This is a genomic window from Amnimonas aquatica (assembly GCF_002943415.1).
Taxonomy (GTDB): Bacteria; Pseudomonadota; Gammaproteobacteria; order Pseudomonadales; family Moraxellaceae; genus Perlucidibaca; species Perlucidibaca aquatica_A.
The window spans coordinates 1-17,495 of record NZ_PTQZ01000010.1 but is presented as its reverse complement, the minus strand read 5'-3'; the positions used below and the strand labels follow the sequence as shown (position 1 = coordinate 17,495).

23 protein-coding genes are annotated in these 17,495 nt (G+C 68.5%); 15 read left to right on the top strand and 8 right to left on the bottom strand.

Annotated elements, in window-relative coordinates; all coding sequences use genetic code 11:
- The coding region (gene tsaE / locus C5O18_RS01220) for a tRNA (adenosine(37)-N6)-threonylcarbamoyltransferase complex ATPase subunit type 1 TsaE (RefSeq protein ID WP_277422133.1) at positions 1-429 on the bottom strand (429 nt) is incomplete at its 3' end.
- A gap of 11 nt (positions 430-440) precedes the next feature.
- Positions 441-1,352 carry an NAD(P)H-hydrate dehydratase gene (locus C5O18_RS01215; protein ID WP_105191062.1) on the bottom strand — a complete coding sequence of 304 codons (912 nt, stop codon included), beginning with the start codon at positions 1,350-1,352 and terminating at the stop codon, positions 441-443.
- On the opposite strand from C5O18_RS01215, the gene queG reads away from it, so the two are divergent.
- Entirely contained in the window at positions 1,351-2,541 is a 1,191-nt protein-coding gene (queG, locus tag C5O18_RS01210) for a tRNA epoxyqueuosine(34) reductase QueG (RefSeq protein ID WP_105191061.1), read from the top strand. The two genes, C5O18_RS01215 and queG, sit on opposite strands and share 2 nt — an antisense overlap.
- On the opposite strand, the gene C5O18_RS01205 is transcribed toward queG, so the two are convergent.
- Both C5O18_RS01205 and orn read right to left on the bottom strand, forming a co-directional pair.
- Positions 2,519-2,833, bottom strand: coding sequence for an EthD family reductase (locus C5O18_RS01205; protein ID WP_105191060.1), 315 nt, complete (start codon positions 2,831-2,833; stop codon positions 2,519-2,521). The genes queG and C5O18_RS01205 overlap by 23 nt on opposite strands.
- Before the next feature lie 110 nt (positions 2,834-2,943).
- Complete coding sequence (gene orn / locus C5O18_RS01200) at positions 2,944-3,510, bottom strand: oligoribonuclease (RefSeq protein WP_105191059.1); 567 nt, start codon at positions 3,508-3,510, stop codon at positions 2,944-2,946.
- Between the two features lie 92 nt (positions 3,511-3,602).
- Here orn and rsgA point away from each other — a divergent pair, with 92 nt between their 5' ends.
- The 4 genes from rsgA (at position 3,603) to secB (ending at position 5,905) form a co-directional block, all read left to right on the top strand.
- On the top strand, positions 3,603-4,625 hold the full coding sequence (rsgA, locus tag C5O18_RS01195; protein WP_105191058.1) for a small ribosomal subunit biogenesis GTPase RsgA: 1,023 nt from the start codon (positions 3,603-3,605) through the stop codon (positions 4,623-4,625).
- A 93-nt stretch (positions 4,626-4,718) separates the two neighbouring features.
- A complete protein-coding gene (locus C5O18_RS01190; protein ID WP_105191057.1) occupies positions 4,719-5,129 on the top strand; it encodes a rhodanese-like domain-containing protein in 411 nt (136 codons plus the stop codon).
- 21 nt (positions 5,130-5,150) lie between these two features.
- Positions 5,151-5,408 (top strand): glutaredoxin 3, encoded by a 258-nt coding sequence (grxC, locus tag C5O18_RS01185; RefSeq protein ID WP_105191056.1) that lies wholly within the window; start codon positions 5,151-5,153, stop codon positions 5,406-5,408.
- Positions 5,409-5,446: 38 nt separating this feature from the next.
- On the top strand, positions 5,447-5,905 hold the full coding sequence (gene secB / locus C5O18_RS01180) for a protein-export chaperone SecB (RefSeq protein WP_105191055.1): 459 nt from the start codon (positions 5,447-5,449) through the stop codon (positions 5,903-5,905).
- Between the two features lie 63 nt (positions 5,906-5,968).
- Here secB and C5O18_RS01175 read toward each other — a convergent pair whose 3' ends face one another.
- Entirely contained in the window at positions 5,969-6,430 is a 462-nt protein-coding gene (locus tag C5O18_RS01175) for a tRNA (cytidine(34)-2'-O)-methyltransferase (RefSeq protein ID WP_105191054.1), read from the bottom strand.
- Between the two features lie 405 nt (positions 6,431-6,835).
- On the opposite strand from C5O18_RS01175, the gene C5O18_RS01170 reads away from it, so the two are divergent.
- From C5O18_RS01170 to C5O18_RS01160, 3 genes are read left to right on the top strand one after another with little or no spacing between them, the layout of a single operon-like run.
- Positions 6,836-7,402 carry an RNA polymerase sigma factor gene (locus C5O18_RS01170; RefSeq protein WP_105191053.1) on the top strand — a complete coding sequence of 189 codons (567 nt, stop codon included), beginning with the start codon at positions 6,836-6,838 and terminating at the stop codon, positions 7,400-7,402.
- Entirely contained in the window at positions 7,399-7,743 is a 345-nt protein-coding gene (locus tag C5O18_RS01165; protein WP_105191052.1) for a hypothetical protein, read from the top strand. Before C5O18_RS01170 ends, C5O18_RS01165 begins: the two co-directional genes overlap by 4 nt.
- Positions 7,730-8,143, top strand: coding sequence for a DUF3106 domain-containing protein (locus C5O18_RS01160; protein ID WP_158249229.1), 414 nt, complete (start codon positions 7,730-7,732; stop codon positions 8,141-8,143). Before C5O18_RS01165 ends, C5O18_RS01160 begins: the two co-directional genes overlap by 14 nt.
- Positions 8,144-8,230: 87 nt before the next feature.
- Here C5O18_RS01160 and glnG read toward each other — a convergent pair whose 3' ends face one another.
- Together glnG and glnL are read right to left on the bottom strand one after the other, a co-directional pair.
- Complete coding sequence (gene glnG, locus C5O18_RS01155; protein ID WP_277422132.1) at positions 8,231-9,670, bottom strand: nitrogen regulation protein NR(I); 1,440 nt, start codon at positions 9,668-9,670, stop codon at positions 8,231-8,233.
- Positions 9,667-10,743, bottom strand: coding sequence for a nitrogen regulation protein NR(II) (gene glnL, locus C5O18_RS01150; RefSeq protein ID WP_105191064.1), 1,077 nt, complete (start codon positions 10,741-10,743; stop codon positions 9,667-9,669). The genes glnG and glnL overlap by 4 nt, the downstream gene beginning before the upstream one ends.
- Before the next feature lie 306 nt (positions 10,744-11,049).
- Between glnL and rimO the strand changes: the two genes are divergently transcribed.
- Positions 11,050-12,387, top strand: coding sequence for a 30S ribosomal protein S12 methylthiotransferase RimO (gene rimO / locus C5O18_RS01145; protein WP_105191049.1), 1,338 nt, complete (start codon positions 11,050-11,052; stop codon positions 12,385-12,387).
- A gap of 103 nt (positions 12,388-12,490) precedes the next feature.
- Here the strand turns inward: rimO and cyaY are convergent, their stop codons facing one another.
- Positions 12,491-12,808, bottom strand: a complete 318-nt coding sequence (gene cyaY / locus C5O18_RS01140; protein ID WP_105191048.1) for an iron donor protein CyaY — start codon at positions 12,806-12,808, stop codon at positions 12,491-12,493.
- Here cyaY and lptM point away from each other — a divergent pair.
- The 6 genes from lptM to C5O18_RS01110 all read left to right on the top strand — a co-directional run.
- Positions 12,702-13,133 (top strand): LPS translocon maturation chaperone LptM, encoded by a 432-nt coding sequence (gene lptM, locus C5O18_RS11095; protein ID WP_420884458.1) that lies wholly within the window; start codon positions 12,702-12,704, stop codon positions 13,131-13,133. The two genes, cyaY and lptM, sit on opposite strands and share 107 nt — an antisense overlap.
- A 64-nt stretch (positions 13,134-13,197) precedes the next feature.
- The gene (gene lysA / locus C5O18_RS01130) at positions 13,198-14,448 is read left to right on the top strand and encodes a diaminopimelate decarboxylase (protein ID WP_105191047.1); all 1,251 of its coding nucleotides are present in this window, start codon (positions 13,198-13,200) and stop codon (positions 14,446-14,448) included.
- Positions 14,449-14,612: 164 nt separating this feature from the next.
- Entirely contained in the window at positions 14,613-15,455 is an 843-nt protein-coding gene (gene dapF / locus C5O18_RS01125) for a diaminopimelate epimerase (protein ID WP_105191046.1), read from the top strand.
- Entirely contained in the window at positions 15,452-16,171 is a 720-nt protein-coding gene (locus C5O18_RS01120) for a DUF484 family protein (RefSeq protein ID WP_158249228.1), read from the top strand. The genes dapF and C5O18_RS01120 overlap by 4 nt, the downstream gene beginning before the upstream one ends.
- Positions 16,172-16,174: 3 nt before the next feature.
- Positions 16,175-17,122: a tyrosine recombinase XerC gene (locus C5O18_RS01115; RefSeq protein ID WP_105191044.1), complete on the top strand. Its 948-nt coding sequence runs from the start codon at positions 16,175-16,177 to the stop codon at positions 17,120-17,122.
- The coding region (locus C5O18_RS01110) for an HAD family hydrolase (RefSeq protein ID WP_241146693.1) at positions 17,122-17,495 on the top strand (374 nt) is incomplete at its 3' end. The genes C5O18_RS01115 and C5O18_RS01110, both read left to right, overlap by 1 nt.

Genomic DNA, 17,495 nt, shown 5'->3' with positions numbered 1-17,495 from the left:
GAGCGCGACCTCGATGTCGGGCACCGGCAGCAACGGCTCGCCGCGCACCGGCCACTCGACCAGGGTCAGGGCGTCAGGGCGGAAATAGTCGCGGTAGCCCATCAGCTCCAGCTCCTCGGGATCGAGCAGGCGATACAGATCGAAATGGTAGACCGTGCCGGCAGCGGTCTCGTAGGGCTCGACCAGCGTATAGGTCGGGCTCTTCACCGCGCCGGCATGGCCGAAAGCCTGCAGGATACCGCGCGTGAAGGTGGTCTTGCCGGCGCCCAGCTCGCCCTGCAGGAAAATCACGCCACCCTGGCCGGAAGCCGCATCCTGGCGGCAGGCCGCGCCCAGTTCAGCACCCAGCGCCGTGGTGGCGCCGGCATCGGCCAGCTCCCGGATCAGGACCACGCTGTCGGCCTCGACGGCCGTCGACTGCTCAACCACACCAGCTCCCTTTATATCGGTTCCGGATTCAGCAACCGGCGCAACGCCGGCCACAGCTCCGAGGCCAGCAGGCCCCGTTCGCCCGCAGCGGCCGCGACCAGGTCGCCGGCGCGCGCATGCAGGCTCACCGCCAACGCCGCCGCCTCGAACAGCGGCAGGCCCTGCGCCAGCAGCGCGCCGACCAGGCCGGACAGCACATCACCCATGCCCGGCGTGGCCATGCCGGGATTGCCGGCCGGGCACTGCCACAGACGCTCGCCATCGCAGACCAACGAGCCCGCGCCCTTGAGGATGACGACACCGCCATGACGCGCCTGCAATTCGCGTACCGCCGCTTCGCGCGCGACCTGCACCGCCGCCACGCTGCCGCCGAGCAGACGCGCGGCCTCGCCGGGATGCGGCGTGAGCACGCGCGCCGGATGCTGCTGCGGATTGTCCGCCAGCCAGCCCAGGCCGTCGGCATCGAGCACCTGCACGCGCCCGGCCTCGGCAATGGTCGGCCACAGCTGCGCGGCCCAGTCTTCGCGCCCCAGCCCGGGGCCGGCCACCACCACGCGGGCACGCGCCAGCAGCGGCAGCAGGTCGGCCCGAGTGCGCACGGCACGCGCCATCAGCTCGGGGCGGTGCAACCAGAGCACGGACGCCGTTTCCGGGGCGCAGCCGACCAGCGTGGCGCCGGCACCGGCGCGCAGCGCGGTCTCGGCCGCCAGCAGCGCGGCGCCGCTGTAGCCCGGTGCACCACCGATAACCAGCAGCGGGCCGAAATCGCCCTTGTTGGCATCGCGCGCGCGCGGCGCCAGCCACTGCCGCGCCAGCTGCTGGTGCATTTCGTCATCGATGAAGACAGGGTCGGTCATGCGCGCGCCGGACTCATGCGTGGGGTCGTGGTGGACATCCGCCAAGGATGGCAGAATGCGCGCCATGACGCGAATCCCCGTGCAGGCCCGTTCTCCTGTCTCCGCGCACGGCGCGGCGGATGGCGGCCGCCCGGCGGCCGGCCCGGGTACCGCGGTGCTGGACGCCGCCGCGCTGCAGGCGCTGGCCGAGGATATCCGGCGCTGGGGTCGAGAGCTCGGCTTCCAGCAGGTCGGCATCAGCGGCACCGACCTCGGCGAGCACCCGGCGCACCTGGAAAAGTGGCTGGAAGCCGGGCATCACGCCGACATGGAGTGGCTGCGCGAACCCAAGCGCGTCGATCCGGCCGCGCTCAAGCCGGGCACGCGCCGGGTCATCAGCCTGCGCATGGACTACCTGCCTGCGGAGCCGCGCATCCACCAGATCCTGCAGGATGGCTCGCGCGCCTACATCGCCCGCTACGCGCTCGGCCGCGACTACCACAAGATCATCCGCCCGCGCCTGCAGCGCCTGGCCGACCGCATAGCGGCCGAGATCGGACCCTTCGGCTACCGCGCCTTCGTCGACTCCGCGCCCGTGCTGGAAAAGGCGCTGGCGAGCCAGGCCGGACTGGGCTGGATGGGCAAGCACACGGTCATCATCAACCGTCGCGCCGGCTCGTACTTCTTCCTCGGCGAGCTGTTCACCGACCTGCCGCTGCCGGTGGACGTGCCGGTGAGCAACCACTGCGGCAGCTGCCAGGCCTGCATCGACATCTGCCCCACCAAGGCCATCGTCGCGCCCTACGTGCTGGATGCCGGCAAGTGCATCAGCTATCTGACCATCGAATACCGGGGCGTGATTCCGGTCGAGCTGCGCCGGCCCATCGGTAACCGCATCTTCGGCTGCGATGACTGCCAGCTGGTGTGTCCGTGGAACCGTTACGCCCAGGCCAGCCAGGAGCCCGGCTTCACCCCCCGCCATGCCTTCGACGGCCCGCCGCTGCTGAACCTCTGGGACTGGGACGAGGCCACCTGGCTGGAGCAGACCGCCGGCATGCCGCTGCGACGCATGAACTACACGAGCTGGGTGCGCAACCTGTCGATCGCGCTGGGCAACGCGCCGGCCTCGACCGAGGCGCTGACAGCACTGACCAAGCGCTTCTCCGCGCTGGAGACCGCCGGACAGCTCGATGAGGTGCTGCGCGAACACCTGCTGTGGGCCATGGCGGAGCAGCGGGACAAGCTGGCCCGGCTCAGCCCACCACCACTTCGCTGATCTGCAGCACCGGCTCCAGATCCGTGTAGTTGGGAATGTCGGCGAGTATCTCGGCGGCATGCGGACCGAAGCCGGCCTGGAAGGCCGCCACCGACTCGCAGAACAGATGGCACATGCCGACATAGGCCGGCGGCTGCCCCGGCGCGCCGCCAGCCAGGCCGCGGTCGACCGTGTAGCGCAGCAGGCTGGCACCCATGAGGCGCTGCACCAGCGGCATGTGGTGGTCACGATAGTAGTCGTGATCGAAACGTGCCCCCGGCTGATGGGGATACATCACGCTGACCTTGATCATGGCGAAGCTCCGTCGTCATGCGGCACATGCCGCAACCTGATCTGAGCAGGCCGCCGCGACGGCGGCCATGACACTTTGCTGTCGGAGGGCCGGCACCAAAGTGCCGGGCTTCACTCCTCGCTGAAGCCCGGCAGCTTGAAGAAATACTGCCGGTAGTAGCGCAGCTCCTCGATCGAGTCGCGCACGTCATCCAGCGCCAGGTGCGAGCTTTTCTTGGTGAAACGCTGCAGCAGCTCCGGATACCAGCGGCGTGCCAGCTCCTTGACCGTGCTCACGTCCAGATTGCGGTAATGGAAGAAGGCCTCCAGCTTGGGCATGTGCCGGTACAGGAAACGGCGGTCCTGGCAGATGGAGTTGCCGCAGATCGGCGACTTCTTCGGGTCCACGAAGCGGCTGAGGAACTCGATCGTCTGCGCCTCGGCGTCAGCCTCGCTGACCTTGCTGCGGCGCACGCGCTCGGTCAGACCGGACTCGCCGTGCTGGCGCGTGTTCCACTCGTCCATGGCGTTGAGCACGATGTCCTTCTGGTGGATCGCCAGCACCGGCCCTTCGGCGAGGATGTTCAGGTGCGCGTCGGTGACCACCGTGGCGATCTCGATGATGCGATCGCCGTCCGGGTTCAGCCCGGTCATTTCCAGATCGATCCACACCAGATTGCCGGTCTTGTTGTTGTTCATGGACACTCCTTGCGTTCGCCGTGAACGGTGCCTTTGGTGGCACAATGGCCGGAAGCATATCAGACGCGCCCGCCACGGGCGCGAGGGCATTCATGAGCCAGCGCCGCATCAGCAGACAGCAGGGTTTCCGCATCGAGCGCATCCAGGCCGAGCGCATCGCCCGGGCGGAAAAGCGTGCCGCCAAGGCAGAGGACCTGCTGGCCGGCGGAGCCCTGGGCGACGAACAGCGCGGCCGCATCATCGCGCACTACGGCGTGCAGGTCGCCGTCGAGGCACTGGAAGGCGAGCAGACCGGCCAGCGCTTCCGCTGCCATCGCCGCGCCAACCTGGAGCATCTGGTGACCGGCGACGAGGTCGTCTGGCAGCCGGCGGCGGAGGCCGGCACCGGCGTCATCAGCGCGCTGCTGCCACGGCGCTCGGTGCTGGTCCGGCCGGACCCCTACGGCAAGCTCAAGCCGGTGGCGGCCAACATCGACCGCATCCTGCTGGTGATCGCGCCCGAGCCGACGCCATCGGCCGAACTGATCGACCGCTACCTGATCGCCTGCGAGGCCACCGGCATCCGCCCGGTGCTGGTGCTCAACAAGGCCGACCTCATGACCGCCGACCGCGCCGCCGCGCTCGGCGAGCTCATGGCCGGCTTCGCCGCGCTCGGCTACGAGACCCGCACGCTGTCGGCGCATGGCGATACCGGAGACCTGCGCGCCCTGGTCGCCGGCCTCACCGTGGTCTTCGTCGGCCAGTCCGGGGTCGGCAAGTCCTCGCTGGTCAATGCGCTTCTGCCCGATGTCGCGCAGAAGGTGCATGCGCTGTCGTCCGGCTCGAAGCTGGGCCAGCACACCACCACCACCGCCTGCTGGTTCGACCTGCCCGAAGGCGGCGCGCTGATCGACTCGCCGGGCATCCGCGAATTCGGTGTCTGGCACATGGACCGCGAACAGCTGCTGGATGGCTTCATCGAGTTCCGGCCCTGGCTCGGCCAGTGCCGCTTCCGCAACTGCGCGCACCGCCAGGAGCCCGGCTGCGCGCTGCGCCTGGCCGTCGACGAAGGGCACATCCAGCCTCGCCGGCTGGCCAGCTTCCAGCGCCTGGCAGAAGAGCAGGAGACGCGCTGACGCGGGCCGGCGCACCGGCCCGGCAAGGTTCGCCACAAGCGCTCGCCGACAGCGTATACTCCGGGGCTTTCCGCCCTCCGTCAGAGCAGGAACATGGATCGCGTCATTGAGTTCATCGGCAACCACCCGTACCTGGTCAGCGCCTTCGTCGGCCTGCTGATCGCCTTCATCGTCACCGAGCTGCAGCGCGGCGGCCGCAGCATCAGTCCGCAGGAACTGACGCGGCTGATCAATCAGCAGCAGGCGCGCGTGATCGATCTGCGCAACACGCCCGAGTACCGCGAAGGCCACATCACCGGCAGCACCAATGTCCCCTACAGCCAGATCGACGAGAAAGTCGCCGAGCTGGCCAAGGCCGGCAAGCCGGTCGTGCTGGTCTGCGGCCTCGGCCAGGTCGCCGGCAGCGCCGGGCGCAAGCTGAAGCAGGCCGGCGTCGCCGACGTGCACGTGCTCAGCGGCGGCATTTCCACCTGGCGGCAGCAAGGTCTGCCGCTGGTGCGCTGACACCGCCCGCAGGAGTCCGTCATGGCCAAGGTCGTCATCTACACCACCCAGGTCTGCCCCTACTGCGTTCGCGCCAAGCAGCTGCTGCAGCGCAAGGGCGTGGCCTATGAAGAGGTGGATGTCAGTTTCGATGCCGCCCAGCGCCTCGCGCTGGTCGAGCGCACCGGTCGCCGCACCGTGCCGCAGATCTTCATCAACGACGAGCCCGTCGGCGGCAGCGACGAGCTCCATGCCCTCGAGCGGGCGGGCAGGCTGGACGGCCTGCTGGCAGCTCCCTGAGCCCCGATCAACAACCAAACGAACCGAGCAAGCACACCATGTCCGAAGAAGCCGTACAGCCGCAATTCGCCCTGCAGCGCATCTACCTGAAGGATGCCTCCTTCGAAGTCCCCGGCGCCCCGCGCGTGTTCCTGCAGAACTGGAGCCCGGAAGTGTCGATCGATCTCGCCACCTCCACCGCCGCGCTGGATGAAGGCAAGCACTTCGAAGTGACACTGGCCCTCACCGTGACCGCGCGCAACGAAGGCCAGACCGCATTCCTGATCGAGGTGAAGCAGGCCGGCATCTTCCAGATCGAAGGCGTGCCCGAGACCGAACTGGGCCCGCTGCTCGGCGCCTACTGCCCGAATCTGCTGTTCCCGTATGCCCGCGAAGCGGTCTCCGACATCGTCAGCAAGGGCAGCTTCCCGCAGCTGCTGCTGCAGCCGGTCAACTTCGACGCCGTCTACGCCGAGAGCCTGCGCCAGCAGCAGGGCGAACAGGAAGCCTCGGCCTGATACGGCTTGCCTGAAGCGGCCCTGCCGACAACGGCGGGGCCGCCTCGGCTCCCGGCCCGGCGCTCAGGCGCCGCTGGCGAAGCCCGCCTGACGCCAGGCCTCGTAAGTCATCACTGCCACGCTGTTCGACAGGTTGAGGCTGCGGCTGCCGGGACGCATGGGCAGACGCAGGCGCCGGTCGGCGGCGAACTCCGCCAGCACATCCTCCGGCAGACCGCGCGTCTCCGGACCGAACACCAGAACATCCCCGTCAGCGAAGCGGACATCGAACGCAGGCCGGCTGCCTCTGGTGGTGCAGGCGAAATAGCGGCCGGGCAACGCCGCCTTCAGCGCCGCCCAGTCGTCATGCACGCGCATGTCCGCCCACTCGTGGTAATCCAGCCCGGCTCTACGCATGCGGGCATCATCCAGTTCGAAGCCCAGCGGCCTGACCAGATGCAAACGAGCGCCGGTATTGGCGCAGAGACGGATGATGTTGCCGGTGTTGCCCGGTATCTCAGGCTGGAACAGCACGATATCGATCATGGTCTTTTCCCTTCGGCCGGCTGGCCGGGGAAGTCCCGGGTGCCACGGATGCCGGGGCGCATTCTCGCGCCCCGGCACGGGCCATCGCAATCCGGCATCTTCCGCCAATATATTCCCGCCGTGCGGCGTCAACCGGCATAACCGACACCCGTTTTGTTCTGCATCGATGACGCGTGCGTCCATCACGACCGGTCGCCGCCACCTGCGGAGCCGGTCCTGACATGAAGGAACAGAGAAATGCTGTACCAGGCAATGCTGCACACCGCGCTGCGCGGGAATGGCTCCGCGCCGGGCGTCGGCAGCCCCGGCACGACGAAAATTTGAACGGGATTGGCCCTGATGCGACTTGTCGTCGACGCGAGCCTCGCATATGGTGGCGCTACTCCGAAACAGGTAACGCCACCCATGCCCGCACGCCCCGCCCCCAACTCGCTGGATGCCTTCCTGCGTGATGTCAGCCGGCGTGCCCGACTGACCGCCGAACTGGCCACCCGCGACCGCGAGGCGGCACAGGACATCGTGCAGGAAGCCATGCTGACGCTGGTGGCGAAGTACCGCAATCACGATCCGTCAAGCTGGGGACCGCTGTTTCATCGCATCCTGCACAGCCGCCTGATGGATCACTTCCGGCGCGAGAGCCGCCGGAAGAAATGGTTCACCTGGCTGGACCCCATGGACGACGCCGGGGAAGAAGACCCCTGGCAGCACATACCGGATCAGGTCGACACCAATCCGGTCACGCTGCTGCAGCGGGCCGACAACATGGACACGGTGCTGGACGCCGTGGGCAACCTGCCCTTCCGCCAGCAACAGGCCTTCCTGCTACGCGCCTGGGAGGGACTGGACACCGCGCAGACCGCCGAGGTCATGGGCTGCGCAGAAGGCAGCGTGAAAACCCACTACTTCAGAGCCCTGAACAGCATCCGTGCCAAGCTGGGCAACATTGGCACGACCGCGGAGGACATGTCATGAAACAGGAACTGACGCTCGATGACGCCCGCCTGGCGGCCCGCATCGCCGGCACGCTCGAACGCGCCGCTGCCGACGCGGACCCGAGCTGGGAAAGCCGAGTCGAACAGGTGATCGCCCAGGCCGCCATTCCGCCGCGTCGCTCGCACAAGTGGCAGTGGTCGGGCGGATTGGCGCTGGCCGCCAGCGTCGCCTTCATGGTGGCGCTGCCCGGCGACTGGCTGATGAAGGCCGCCGACGAAGGCATCCATGCCAAGCCGGCCAGCAGCGCGGTCGACGGCCAGATGCTGGAGGAAATCGACTGGCTGCTCTCCATCGAGGAAGCCGCACGTGAACGTCGCTGAGCACAAGCGCCCGAACACCCGCAGGCTGGCGCTGTGCAGCCTGCTCGTGGCCAGCACCTTGTGGACCGGTCCGGCCTGGGCTGATGCCGACTGGGATGACCTGAGCCGCGACCAGCAGCAGGTGCTCAGCGACTTCCGCGACCGCTGGCAGGATCTGCCGCAGGATCGCCGGGCCAAGCTGGTCGGCCTGGCCGAGCGCTGGCGCGCCATGCCGCCGGAGCAGCGTGCAGCTGTCGAAGCACGCTGGCGCGACATCAAGCCCCTGCCGCCGGAAGCCCGCGACGCCCTGCGCCAGCGCTGGGAAGTCATGTCTCCGGAAGAGCGCCGCCGCATGGCGCGCGAAATGCAGCGCCTGCAGCAAGGTCAGGACATGCAGCAGCCCGCCAGGCTGCGCAACTGATCACAGCGCAACGGCGGCGCGCGATTGCGCCGCCGTTGCGGTCATGAACGGCCTTCCGTCCCCGAGGCCGTTGCTCCGCGAGGACGCTCAGTCCTCGTCGTCGTCCCCGCCCTCGACCACCAGCCCCAGTTCCTTGATCTTGCGGCTGAGCGTATTGCGCCCCCAGCCCAGCACCACCGCGGCATCGCGCCGGCGGCCGCCGGTATGGCGCAGCGCCTCGAGGATGAGCGTGCGCTCGAAAGCCGGCGCGGCGACATCGAGCAGCGGCACCGCAGGCGTGGTCTGCAGCGCGCGGCGCGCCCAGGAGGCCAGCGCCTGCTCCCAGTTCAGCGGCACCGCCTGCGACTCCTGCTCGCCGCCGGGCTGCAGTTCGGGCGGCAGGTCGGAGATCAGCACCTCGCGACCGGAAGCCATGACCGTCAGCCAGCGGCAGGTGTTTTCGAGCTGGCGCACGTTGCCCGGCCAGGGCAGCTGCTGCAGGTAGGACGCGGCCTCCGGCGTCAGCGACTTGGGCTCGACGCGCAGCTCGCGCGCGGCGCGGGCCATGAAGAAGGAGGCAAGGCGCGGGATGTCCTCGCTGCGGTCGCTGAGACGCGGGATGTGGACACGAATGACGTTGAGGCGGTGGAACAGGTCCTCGCGGAACTTGCCCTCGATCACCAGCTTTTCCAGATTCTGGTGCGTGGCCGCGATGATGCGGACATCGACTCGCACCGGCACGTGGCCGCCGACGCGGTAGAACTCGCCATCGGCCAGCACGCGCAGCAACCGGGTCTGGGTGTCGATGGGCATGTCGCCGATCTCGTCGAGGAACAGCGTGCCGCCGTTGGCCTGCTCGAAGCGGCCGGCACGCTGGGTGGCAGCGCCGGTGAACGCCCCCTTTTCGTGCCCGAACAGCTCCGATTCCATCAGGTCCTTGGGAATAGCCGCCATGTTGAGCGCGATGAACGGCTTGTGCGCGCGCGGCGAATGCTGGTGCAGGGCGCCGGCGACCAGCTCCTTGCCGGTGCCCGACTCGCCGTTGATGAGCACGGTGATGTTGGAATTGCTGAGGCGACCGATGGCGCGGAACACCTCCTGCATGGCCGGCGACTCGCCGATGATGCCGGTGCTGCGCGCGGTCTCGGTGAGCTCCGGCACCACCGCCGTCTGCTGCTCCTGATGGTGCGCCACCGCGCGCTTGACCAGCGCCACCGCCTCGTCGACATCGAAGGGCTTGGGCAGGTACTCGAAGGCCCCGCCCTGATAGGACGCCACCGCCGAACTGAGGTCGGAGTGGGCGGTCATGATGATCACCGGCACATCCGCGAAGCGCTCGCGCACCTGGCCGAGGAAGCTGAGGCCGTCGGTCCCGGGCATGCGGATATCGGTCACGATCACCGTCGGCTGCTCGTTCTCCAGGCGCTCCAGCGCGCTGTCGGCCTCCTCGAAGCACACGGAGTCGAAGCCGGCCTGCGCCAGTGCGCGCTCGAGCACCCAGCGGATGGCACGATCGTCGTCGATGATCCAGACCTGCTTGCTTGTCATGATGTCTTGTCCAAAGGCAGAAATATGCTGAAGGTGGTCTCACCCGGGCGGGACTCGCATTCGATCCGGCCCTGGTACTGATGAATGATGTCCTGTGCAATCGACAGGCCAAGACCGGTGCCGCCGGCACGTCCGCTGACCATCGGATAGAAAATGGACTCGCGCAGCTCAGCCGGAATGCCTGGCCCGTTGTCGCGGATATCGACGCGCAGCACGATGCGGTGGCGCTTGGCGCCGATGGTGAACTGGCGCACCGGGCGGGTCTTGAAGATCAGCAGCGGCTCGCGGTCGCTGGGGTTCTCCAGCAGCGCCTGCAGGGCATTGCCGCCGATGTTGAGCATGGCCTGGATGAGCTGGTCCGGATCGATGGTGATGTCCGGCAGCGACGGATCGTAGTCACGCTCTATGGTGACGCGTCCGCCCGCCTCGGCCTGGAGCAGATTGACCACGCGCTCCACGCATTCGTGCACATTGACCTGGCGCAGCGACGGCAGCCGGCGCGGCCCCAGCATGCGGTCCGCCAGCTGGCGCAGCCGGTCGGCCTCCTCGATGATGATGCGCGTGTACTCGGTCAGCTCCGGGCTGGGCAGCTCGCGCTCCAGCAGTTGCGCGGCGCCACGGATGCCGCCGAGCGGATTCTTGATTTCGTGGGCCACGCCGCGCACCAGCTTGCGCGTGGCCTGGTGGCTGGCCAGCATGGCCTCTTCGCGGGCGATGCGCAGCAGGCGGTCGCGCGGCTGGATCTCGATCAGCAGCTGCGTGGCCTCGCCCGGAGCGTGCATCAGCGAAACCGAGTAATCGACCACGATCTCGCGCAGATCGACCCGCAGCCGGGCCTCGCGCTTGGTGAACGGATGCCCGCTGCGCAGGGTCTCCTGCAGCGAGGTATCGGTGTGCTGGCCGACATCAAGCAGCACATCGCTGAGCGGCATGCCGAGGGCGCGCGACTCGCTCACGGCCAGCAGGCTTTCCGCGGCCGGGTTGAGGTAGCGCAGGCGCAGCGTGGTGTCGCACAGCAGCACAGCCGTGCTCAGGCTGTCCAGCAGGCGCTTGGCTGCTCTGGAATCGGACATGGCGGTCTCGTCGGACATCTTCACTGGACATCGGCCACGAAGGCCGGGCTGCCGCTTACAAGCAAAAAATGCACCAGCTGTGTGCAAGCGCCGGAATGGCGCATGGAACAGCCCGATTAAGCACCATCAAACCCACTGTTCGCACCAATATAGTGCATATGATGTCCGCATGCGCGACATGGGCGCACCATGACGGCGCTTTTTGCGACGCACGGCATGTCCGCGCAAAGCCCGCTCTCCCGGCATGGTTTCTGGGACTTTTGCGCTACAATGCGCCACTCCAGATCACCTCCCGCGGTACCCGCCATGTCCTCTGCCAATCCCAAGGTCGGCTTCGTCAGCCTCGGCTGCCCGAAAGCGCTGGTCGACTCCGAACGCATCCTGACCCAGCTTCGCACCGAGGGGTACGAGATCTCCGGCAGCTATGAAGGCGCGGACCTGGTCGTGGTCAACACCTGCGGCTTCATCGATGCCGCCGTGCAGGAGTCGCTGGATGCCATCGGCGAGGCGCTGGCGGAGAACGGCAAGGTCATCGTCACCGGCTGCCTGGGCAAGAAAGAGGACGTGATCCGCGAAGCGCACCCGAGCGTGCTCAAGGTCACCGGTCCGCACGCCTACGAAGAAGTCATGGGCGCGGTGCACCAGTACCTGCCGCCCAAGCACGACCCCTTCCTGGACCTGGTGCCGGCACAAGGCGTGAAGCTGACCCCGAAGCACTACGCCTACCTGAAGATCTCCGAAGGCTGCAACCATCGCTGCACCTTCTGCATCATTCCCTCGCTGCGCGGCGACCTGGTGTCGCGCCCGGTCGGCTCGGTGCTGGCTGAGGCCGAGAACCTGGTCAAGGCCGGCGTGCAGGAACTGCTGGTGGTCTCGCAGGACACCAGCGCCTACGGCGTCGACCTCAAGTACAAGCTCGATTTCTGGGGCGGCAAGCCGGTGAAGACGCGCATGCTGGAGCTGTGCGAGGCACTGGGCTCGATGGGCGTGTGGGTGCGCCTGCACTACGTCTACCCGTATCCGCACGTCGACAACGTGATTCCGCTGATGGCGGAAGGCAAGATCCTCCCGTACCTGGACATTCCCTTCCAGCACGGCAGCCCGAGCGTGCTCAAGCGCATGAAGCGTCCGGCGCACGCCGAGAACACGCTGGAGCGCATCCGCAGATGGCGCGAGATCTGCCCGGAGCTGATCATCCGCTCGACCTTCATCGTCGGCTTCCCGGGCGAGACCGAAGAGGAGTTCCAGGAGCTGCTGGACTGGCTGAAGGAGGCCCAGCTCGACCGCGTCGGCTGCTTCCCGTACTCGCCGGTGGAAGGCGCGCCCGCCAACGATGTCGCCGAGCCGGTGCCGGAGGCGGTCAAGCAGGAGCGCCACGAGCGCTTCATGGCGCTGGCCGCCGAGATCTCCGCCGAGCGCCTGCAGCGCCGCGTCGGACGCCTCGAGGAAGTGCTAGTGGACGAGATCGACGAGGAAGAGGGCGTGGCCATCGCGCGCTCGAAGGCGGATGCGCCGGAGATCGACGGCAACGTGTTCATCGAGGGCGAGGGCGCGGCTGCGCTGAAGCCCGGCCAGCGCGTCACGGTGCGCATCACCGAGGCCGACGACTACGACCTGTTCGCGGAGCTGGTGACGGTGCAGTGATCTGGCTGGGTCGGGGTGGGTGAGGGCGGAAAACACGCTGGAAAACGCTACAGTTTTCCGCCCTCACCCACCCCGGCCCAGCATGACAGGCGCGGCAGCAGCGTCAGAGGGCGATGCTGACGGGCTCGCCGGCCTGTTCGGTGCAGACCCGCGAGAGCAGGGCGCCCAGGCCTTCGCCCGTGGTGTTGCAGACCCAGCCCGCTTCCGTGGCGCGGCAGTGGAAGCCGCCGCTGCGGGCCGCGACCCAGATCTCGTGGGTGGCGATCTGCCGGTTGATGATGACCTTGCTGCCGTTCTCGAACGTCAGGGTGAGAATGCCGGCCGACATCTCGAAGTCGATATCGGTGTCCAGTGACTCCACAGCGGTTTCGATGGCGATCAGGGTGGTATCGGCCAGCGCGTTGAATTCGCTGTCGTTCATGGCGTTCTCCGGGGCAGGACGGCTTGCGGCAGGGCGCGACATGATAACGCGGCCGCAGGCCCGCGCGCACAGTCGCCGCGAGGCGGCTATACTTCCGCCATCTCATCCAGCCCGTGCCTTCGCCATGATGCGCTTCCCGCTGCCAGTCCCCCGTTCATCCGCGGCCATCCTCATCGGCCTTTCCGCCCTGCTCGCCGGCTGCGGCCAGAAAGGGCCGCTGTACTTACCCGAACCGCGCCCGCCCGTCGGCGCCGAGCAGACGCCGGCGCAGGAACAGGCACCCGCCCAGACGGACGCAGCGGCTGATACGCCGGCCGCCAACTGACGCCGCCAGGCTGCCGGCTGGTGCCGGCGCATCACTCCACGGACCACGCACACCCGGACCTTTCATGTCGACGCTGAACCTCCGCAACAACACGCTCCACCTCGAACAGCTGCCGCTCACCGACCTGGCCGCGCGCTTCGGCACACCGCTGTACCTGTACTCGCGCGCCACGCTGGAAGCCAACTACCTGGCCTTCGACCGCGCCTTCGCGGACGTGCCGCACCAGGTCTGCTTCGCGGTCAAGGCCAACTCCAACATCGCCGTGCTGAACGTGCTGGCGCGCCTGGGCGCGGGCTTCGACATCGTCTCCGGTGGCGAGCTGGAGCGCGTGCTGGCCGCCGGCGGCGATCCGGCCAAGGTCGTGTTCTCCGGCCTCGGCAAGAGCGAGGCGGAAATGCAGCGTGCGCTGGAGCTGGGCATCGCCTGTTTCAATGTCGAGTCGGAGGCCGAGCTGGACCGGCTCAACGCCGTCGCCGCCCGCCTCGGCAAGCGCGCGCCGGTGAGTCTGCGCGTGAACCCGGACGTGGACGCGCAGACGCACCCGTACATCTCCACCGGCCTGAAGGAGAACAAGTTCGGCGTCGATATCGAGCGCGCGCCGGCGGTGTACCGCCGCATGGTCGAGCTGGGCCACCTGGACCCGGTCGGCATCGACTGCCACATCGGCTCGCAGCTGACCACGACCACGCCGTTCTCGGACGCGCTGGACCGCGTGCTGGCCATGATCGACCGCCTCGCGGCCGACGGCATCGCGCTGCACCACATCGACATCGGCGGCGGCCTGGGCGTGCGCTACCGCGACGAGACCCCGCCCACGCCGGCCGACTACGCCGCCGTGCTGCTGCCGCGCCTGCAGGCGCGCGGCCTCAAGGTCTACATGGAGCCGGGCCGCGCCATCTCCGCCACCGCCGGCGTGCTGCTGACCCGCGTCGAATTCCTCAAGCCCACGGAGCACAAGGACTTCGCCATCATCGACGCGGCCATGAACGACCTCATCCGCCCGGCGCTCTACGACGCCTGGATGGACATCGTGCCGGTCACGCCCCACAGCGACGACACCCCGGAGCGCAGCTACGACATCGTCGGCCCGGTGTGCGAGACCGGCGACTTCCTCGGCAAGCAGCGCCCGCTGCGCCTGCGCGCCGGCGACCTGCTGGCGGTGACCGGCGCCGGCGCCTACGGCTTCGTCATGAGCTCGAACTACAACACCCGCGGCCGCGCCGCCGAAGTGATCGTGGATGGCGACCAGGCCTGGCAGGTGCGCCGGCGCGAGACCGTGGCCGACCTGCTGGCACTGGAGTCGCTGCTGCCCTGAGCAGCCGCACGGGTGCTGGCTGGAGGAAGAGGGGCCGGCACCAGACAGCCCCATGCATGGCAGCGCCTTGAATCCCCGCCGGGCTGCACCCAGAATAGCCGTCAGAACCGGGCCGGCCCGTCGCCTCGACATCACGGCCCCTTGACGCTTTCAGGAGTCCGTACATGCGTCTGGAATTCACCAAGATGCACGGCCTCGGCAACGATTTTCTGGTGCTCGACCTGATCACTCAGCGGGCGCGCCTGGACGCTGCCGTGATCCGGCGGCTGGCCGATCGCAACTTCGGCATCGGCTTCGACCAGCTGCTGGTGGTCGAAGCACCGCAGCAGCCCGAAGTCGATTTCCGCTACCGCATCTTCAATGCCGATGGTTCCGAGGTCTCGCAGTGCGGCAATGGCGCGCGCTGCTTCGCCCGCTTCGTCCGTGACCGCCGCCTGACCCGCAAGGAACGCCTGCGCGTCGAGACCGCCAGCGGCATCATCGAACTGCAGATCGATGGCAAGGGCTGGGTCACCGTCGACATGGGCAAGCCCCGCCTGACACCAGCCGAAGTGCCCTTCGATGCCGCCGAGACCGCCGTGGAATATGCGCTGGAGGTCGCCGGCCGCACCCTGCAGGTCGCGGCGGTGAGCATGGGCAACCCGCATGCCGTGCTGCGCGTCGACAGCGTGGCGACGGCGCCGGTGGCCGAGCTGGGCCCGCTGATCGAGTCGCACCCGCGCTTCCCGGCCCGCGTCAACGCCGGCTTCATGGAGGTGGTGAACCGCCGCGAAATCCGTCTGCGCGTGTTCGAGCGCGGCACCGGCGAGACCCTGGCCTGCGGCACCGGTGCCTGCGCCGCCGTAGTCGCCGGCATCCGCTGGGGACTGCTGGACCGGCGCGTCACCGTGCACCTGCCGGGCGGCGACCTGGACATCAGCTGGCCGGCCGACGATGCCAGCGTGCGCATGACCGGCCCCACCGCGCGCGTCTACGACGGCGTGCTGCGCCTGGGCGATTTCTCGTGAGCGAGCCGCTGCCGGCGCTGAACGCCGAGCGCGTGGCGGCCTGGCTGCGCCAGCACCCGGACTTCTTCGAGCAGCACCCGGAGCTGCTGTCGCACCTGCACATCCGCCACAACAGCGGCACGGTGTCGCTGATCGAGCGCCAGGTCAGCCAGCTGCGCAAGCGCAACGACGAGCTGGAGGAGCGCCTTAACGAGCTGATGGCCATCGCCAGCGACAACGACCGCCTGTTCGGCCAGCTGCGCGCGGTCATTCTCTGCATCCTCGATTCCACCAGCCCGGCACAGCTCGGCACCCGCCTGTTCAACGAACTGCGCGAGCCGTTCCGCTGCCAGCAGCTGTCGCTGCTCAGCTTCGGCAACGTCGTCGAAGCGCCATGGCGCAGCCTGGCACAGGCCGAGTTCGAGCAGCGCCTGCCCGGCCTGCTGCGCAACCACCGTGCGCTCGCCGGCAAATGGCGGCGCGACGAACTGCGCTTCCTGTTCGGCGAGGATGGCCTGCAGCTCAGCTCGGCTGCGGTGATTCCGCTACTCGAAGGCGAGCGCGCCATCGGCGTGGTGTCGCTGGGCAGCACCGAGCCCAGCCACTTCCGCAGCAGCATGGACACCCTGTTCATCAGCCATCTGGGCGACATCATCGCCCGTCTGCTGTCGGGGCTCGAGCGCCGTGCCGGCGGCACCGCCACGCGCGGCGACGACGAAGCCGCCCGGGACGGCTGAGCCATGGTCGCGCGCGCGCGCATCGACGACTTCCTCGCCTATCTGGCCAGTCAGCGCCTGGCTTCGCCACACACCCTGAAAGCCTACGGCAGCGACCTGCGACGCCTGGCCGACTTCCTCGACAGCCAGCATACCGGAGCGTGGCGGGATTTCCGGCGACCGCTGCTGGAAGCTTGGGTCGGCGAGTGCCGCGAGCAGGGCCTGTCGATCCGCAGCATGCAGCGCCTGCTCTCGTCAGTGCGCCGCTTCTATGACTGGCTGGCGCGCAGCGACGAGGCCGGCGAGCATCCGGCACGCGGCTACCAGCTCAAGCGCGTGCGCCAGGACCTGCCGCAGGTGCTGGATGTCGACCTCATGCAGCAGCTGCTGGACGCGCCGGCTCCGGAGGATCCCGCCGAAGCGCTGTTGTGGACCCGCGACAAGGCCATCATGGAGCTGTTCTATTCCTCCGGGTTGCGCCTGGCCGAGCTGTCGCACGCACGGCTCGGCGACCTCGACCAGGGTGCCGGGCTGATCACCGTGCTCGGCAAGGGCCGCAAGACCCGCGTGCTGCCTGTGGGCCGCATGGCGCGGGCAGCGATCGCCGACTGGCTGGTGCTGCGCCCGCAGCTGGCGCGCGCGCACAGCGAAAGCTGGCTGTTCCTGAGTCGCCAGGGCCGGCGCCTGAGCGAACGCAGCATCCAGGAGCGGCTGGTGCACCAGGCGCAGCGCGCCGGCCTCGACCAGCGGCTCTACCCCCACCTGCTGCGCCACTCCTTCGCTTCGCACCTGCTGGAGTCCAGCCACGACCTGCGCGCGGTGCAGGAGCTGCTCGGGCACAGCGACATCCGCGCGACCCAGATCTACACCCACCTCGACTTCCAGCACCTGGCCTCGGTCTACGACCAGGCCCACCCGCGCGCGCGCCAGACCGGCAGGACGAAGCGGGACGACACTCCAGGAGAGCGCTGATGCCGGGCATCCGCCTGATCACCTTCGACCTGGATGACACGCTCTGGGACACCGGGGATGTCATTGCGCGCGCCGAGCAGGCCATGCTGGCCTGGCTGGATGCGCAGCGCCCGGACTGGCGCCGGCTCGGCATCGACGGCCTGCGCGCGGCACGGCGGGAGGTCGCCGGCGAACATCCGGAGATCGCGCATGATTTCACCGCCCTGCGCCTGGCCGTCGTGCAGCGCCTGCTGAGCCGGAGCGGCTATTCCGCCGCGCTGGCAGCATCCGGCGCCGAGGCGGCCTTCGCCGCCTTCTACGACGAGCGCAACCGCGTGCGCCTGTTCGACGGCGTGGCCGACACGCTGCACCTGCTCAGCCGCCGCTATACGCT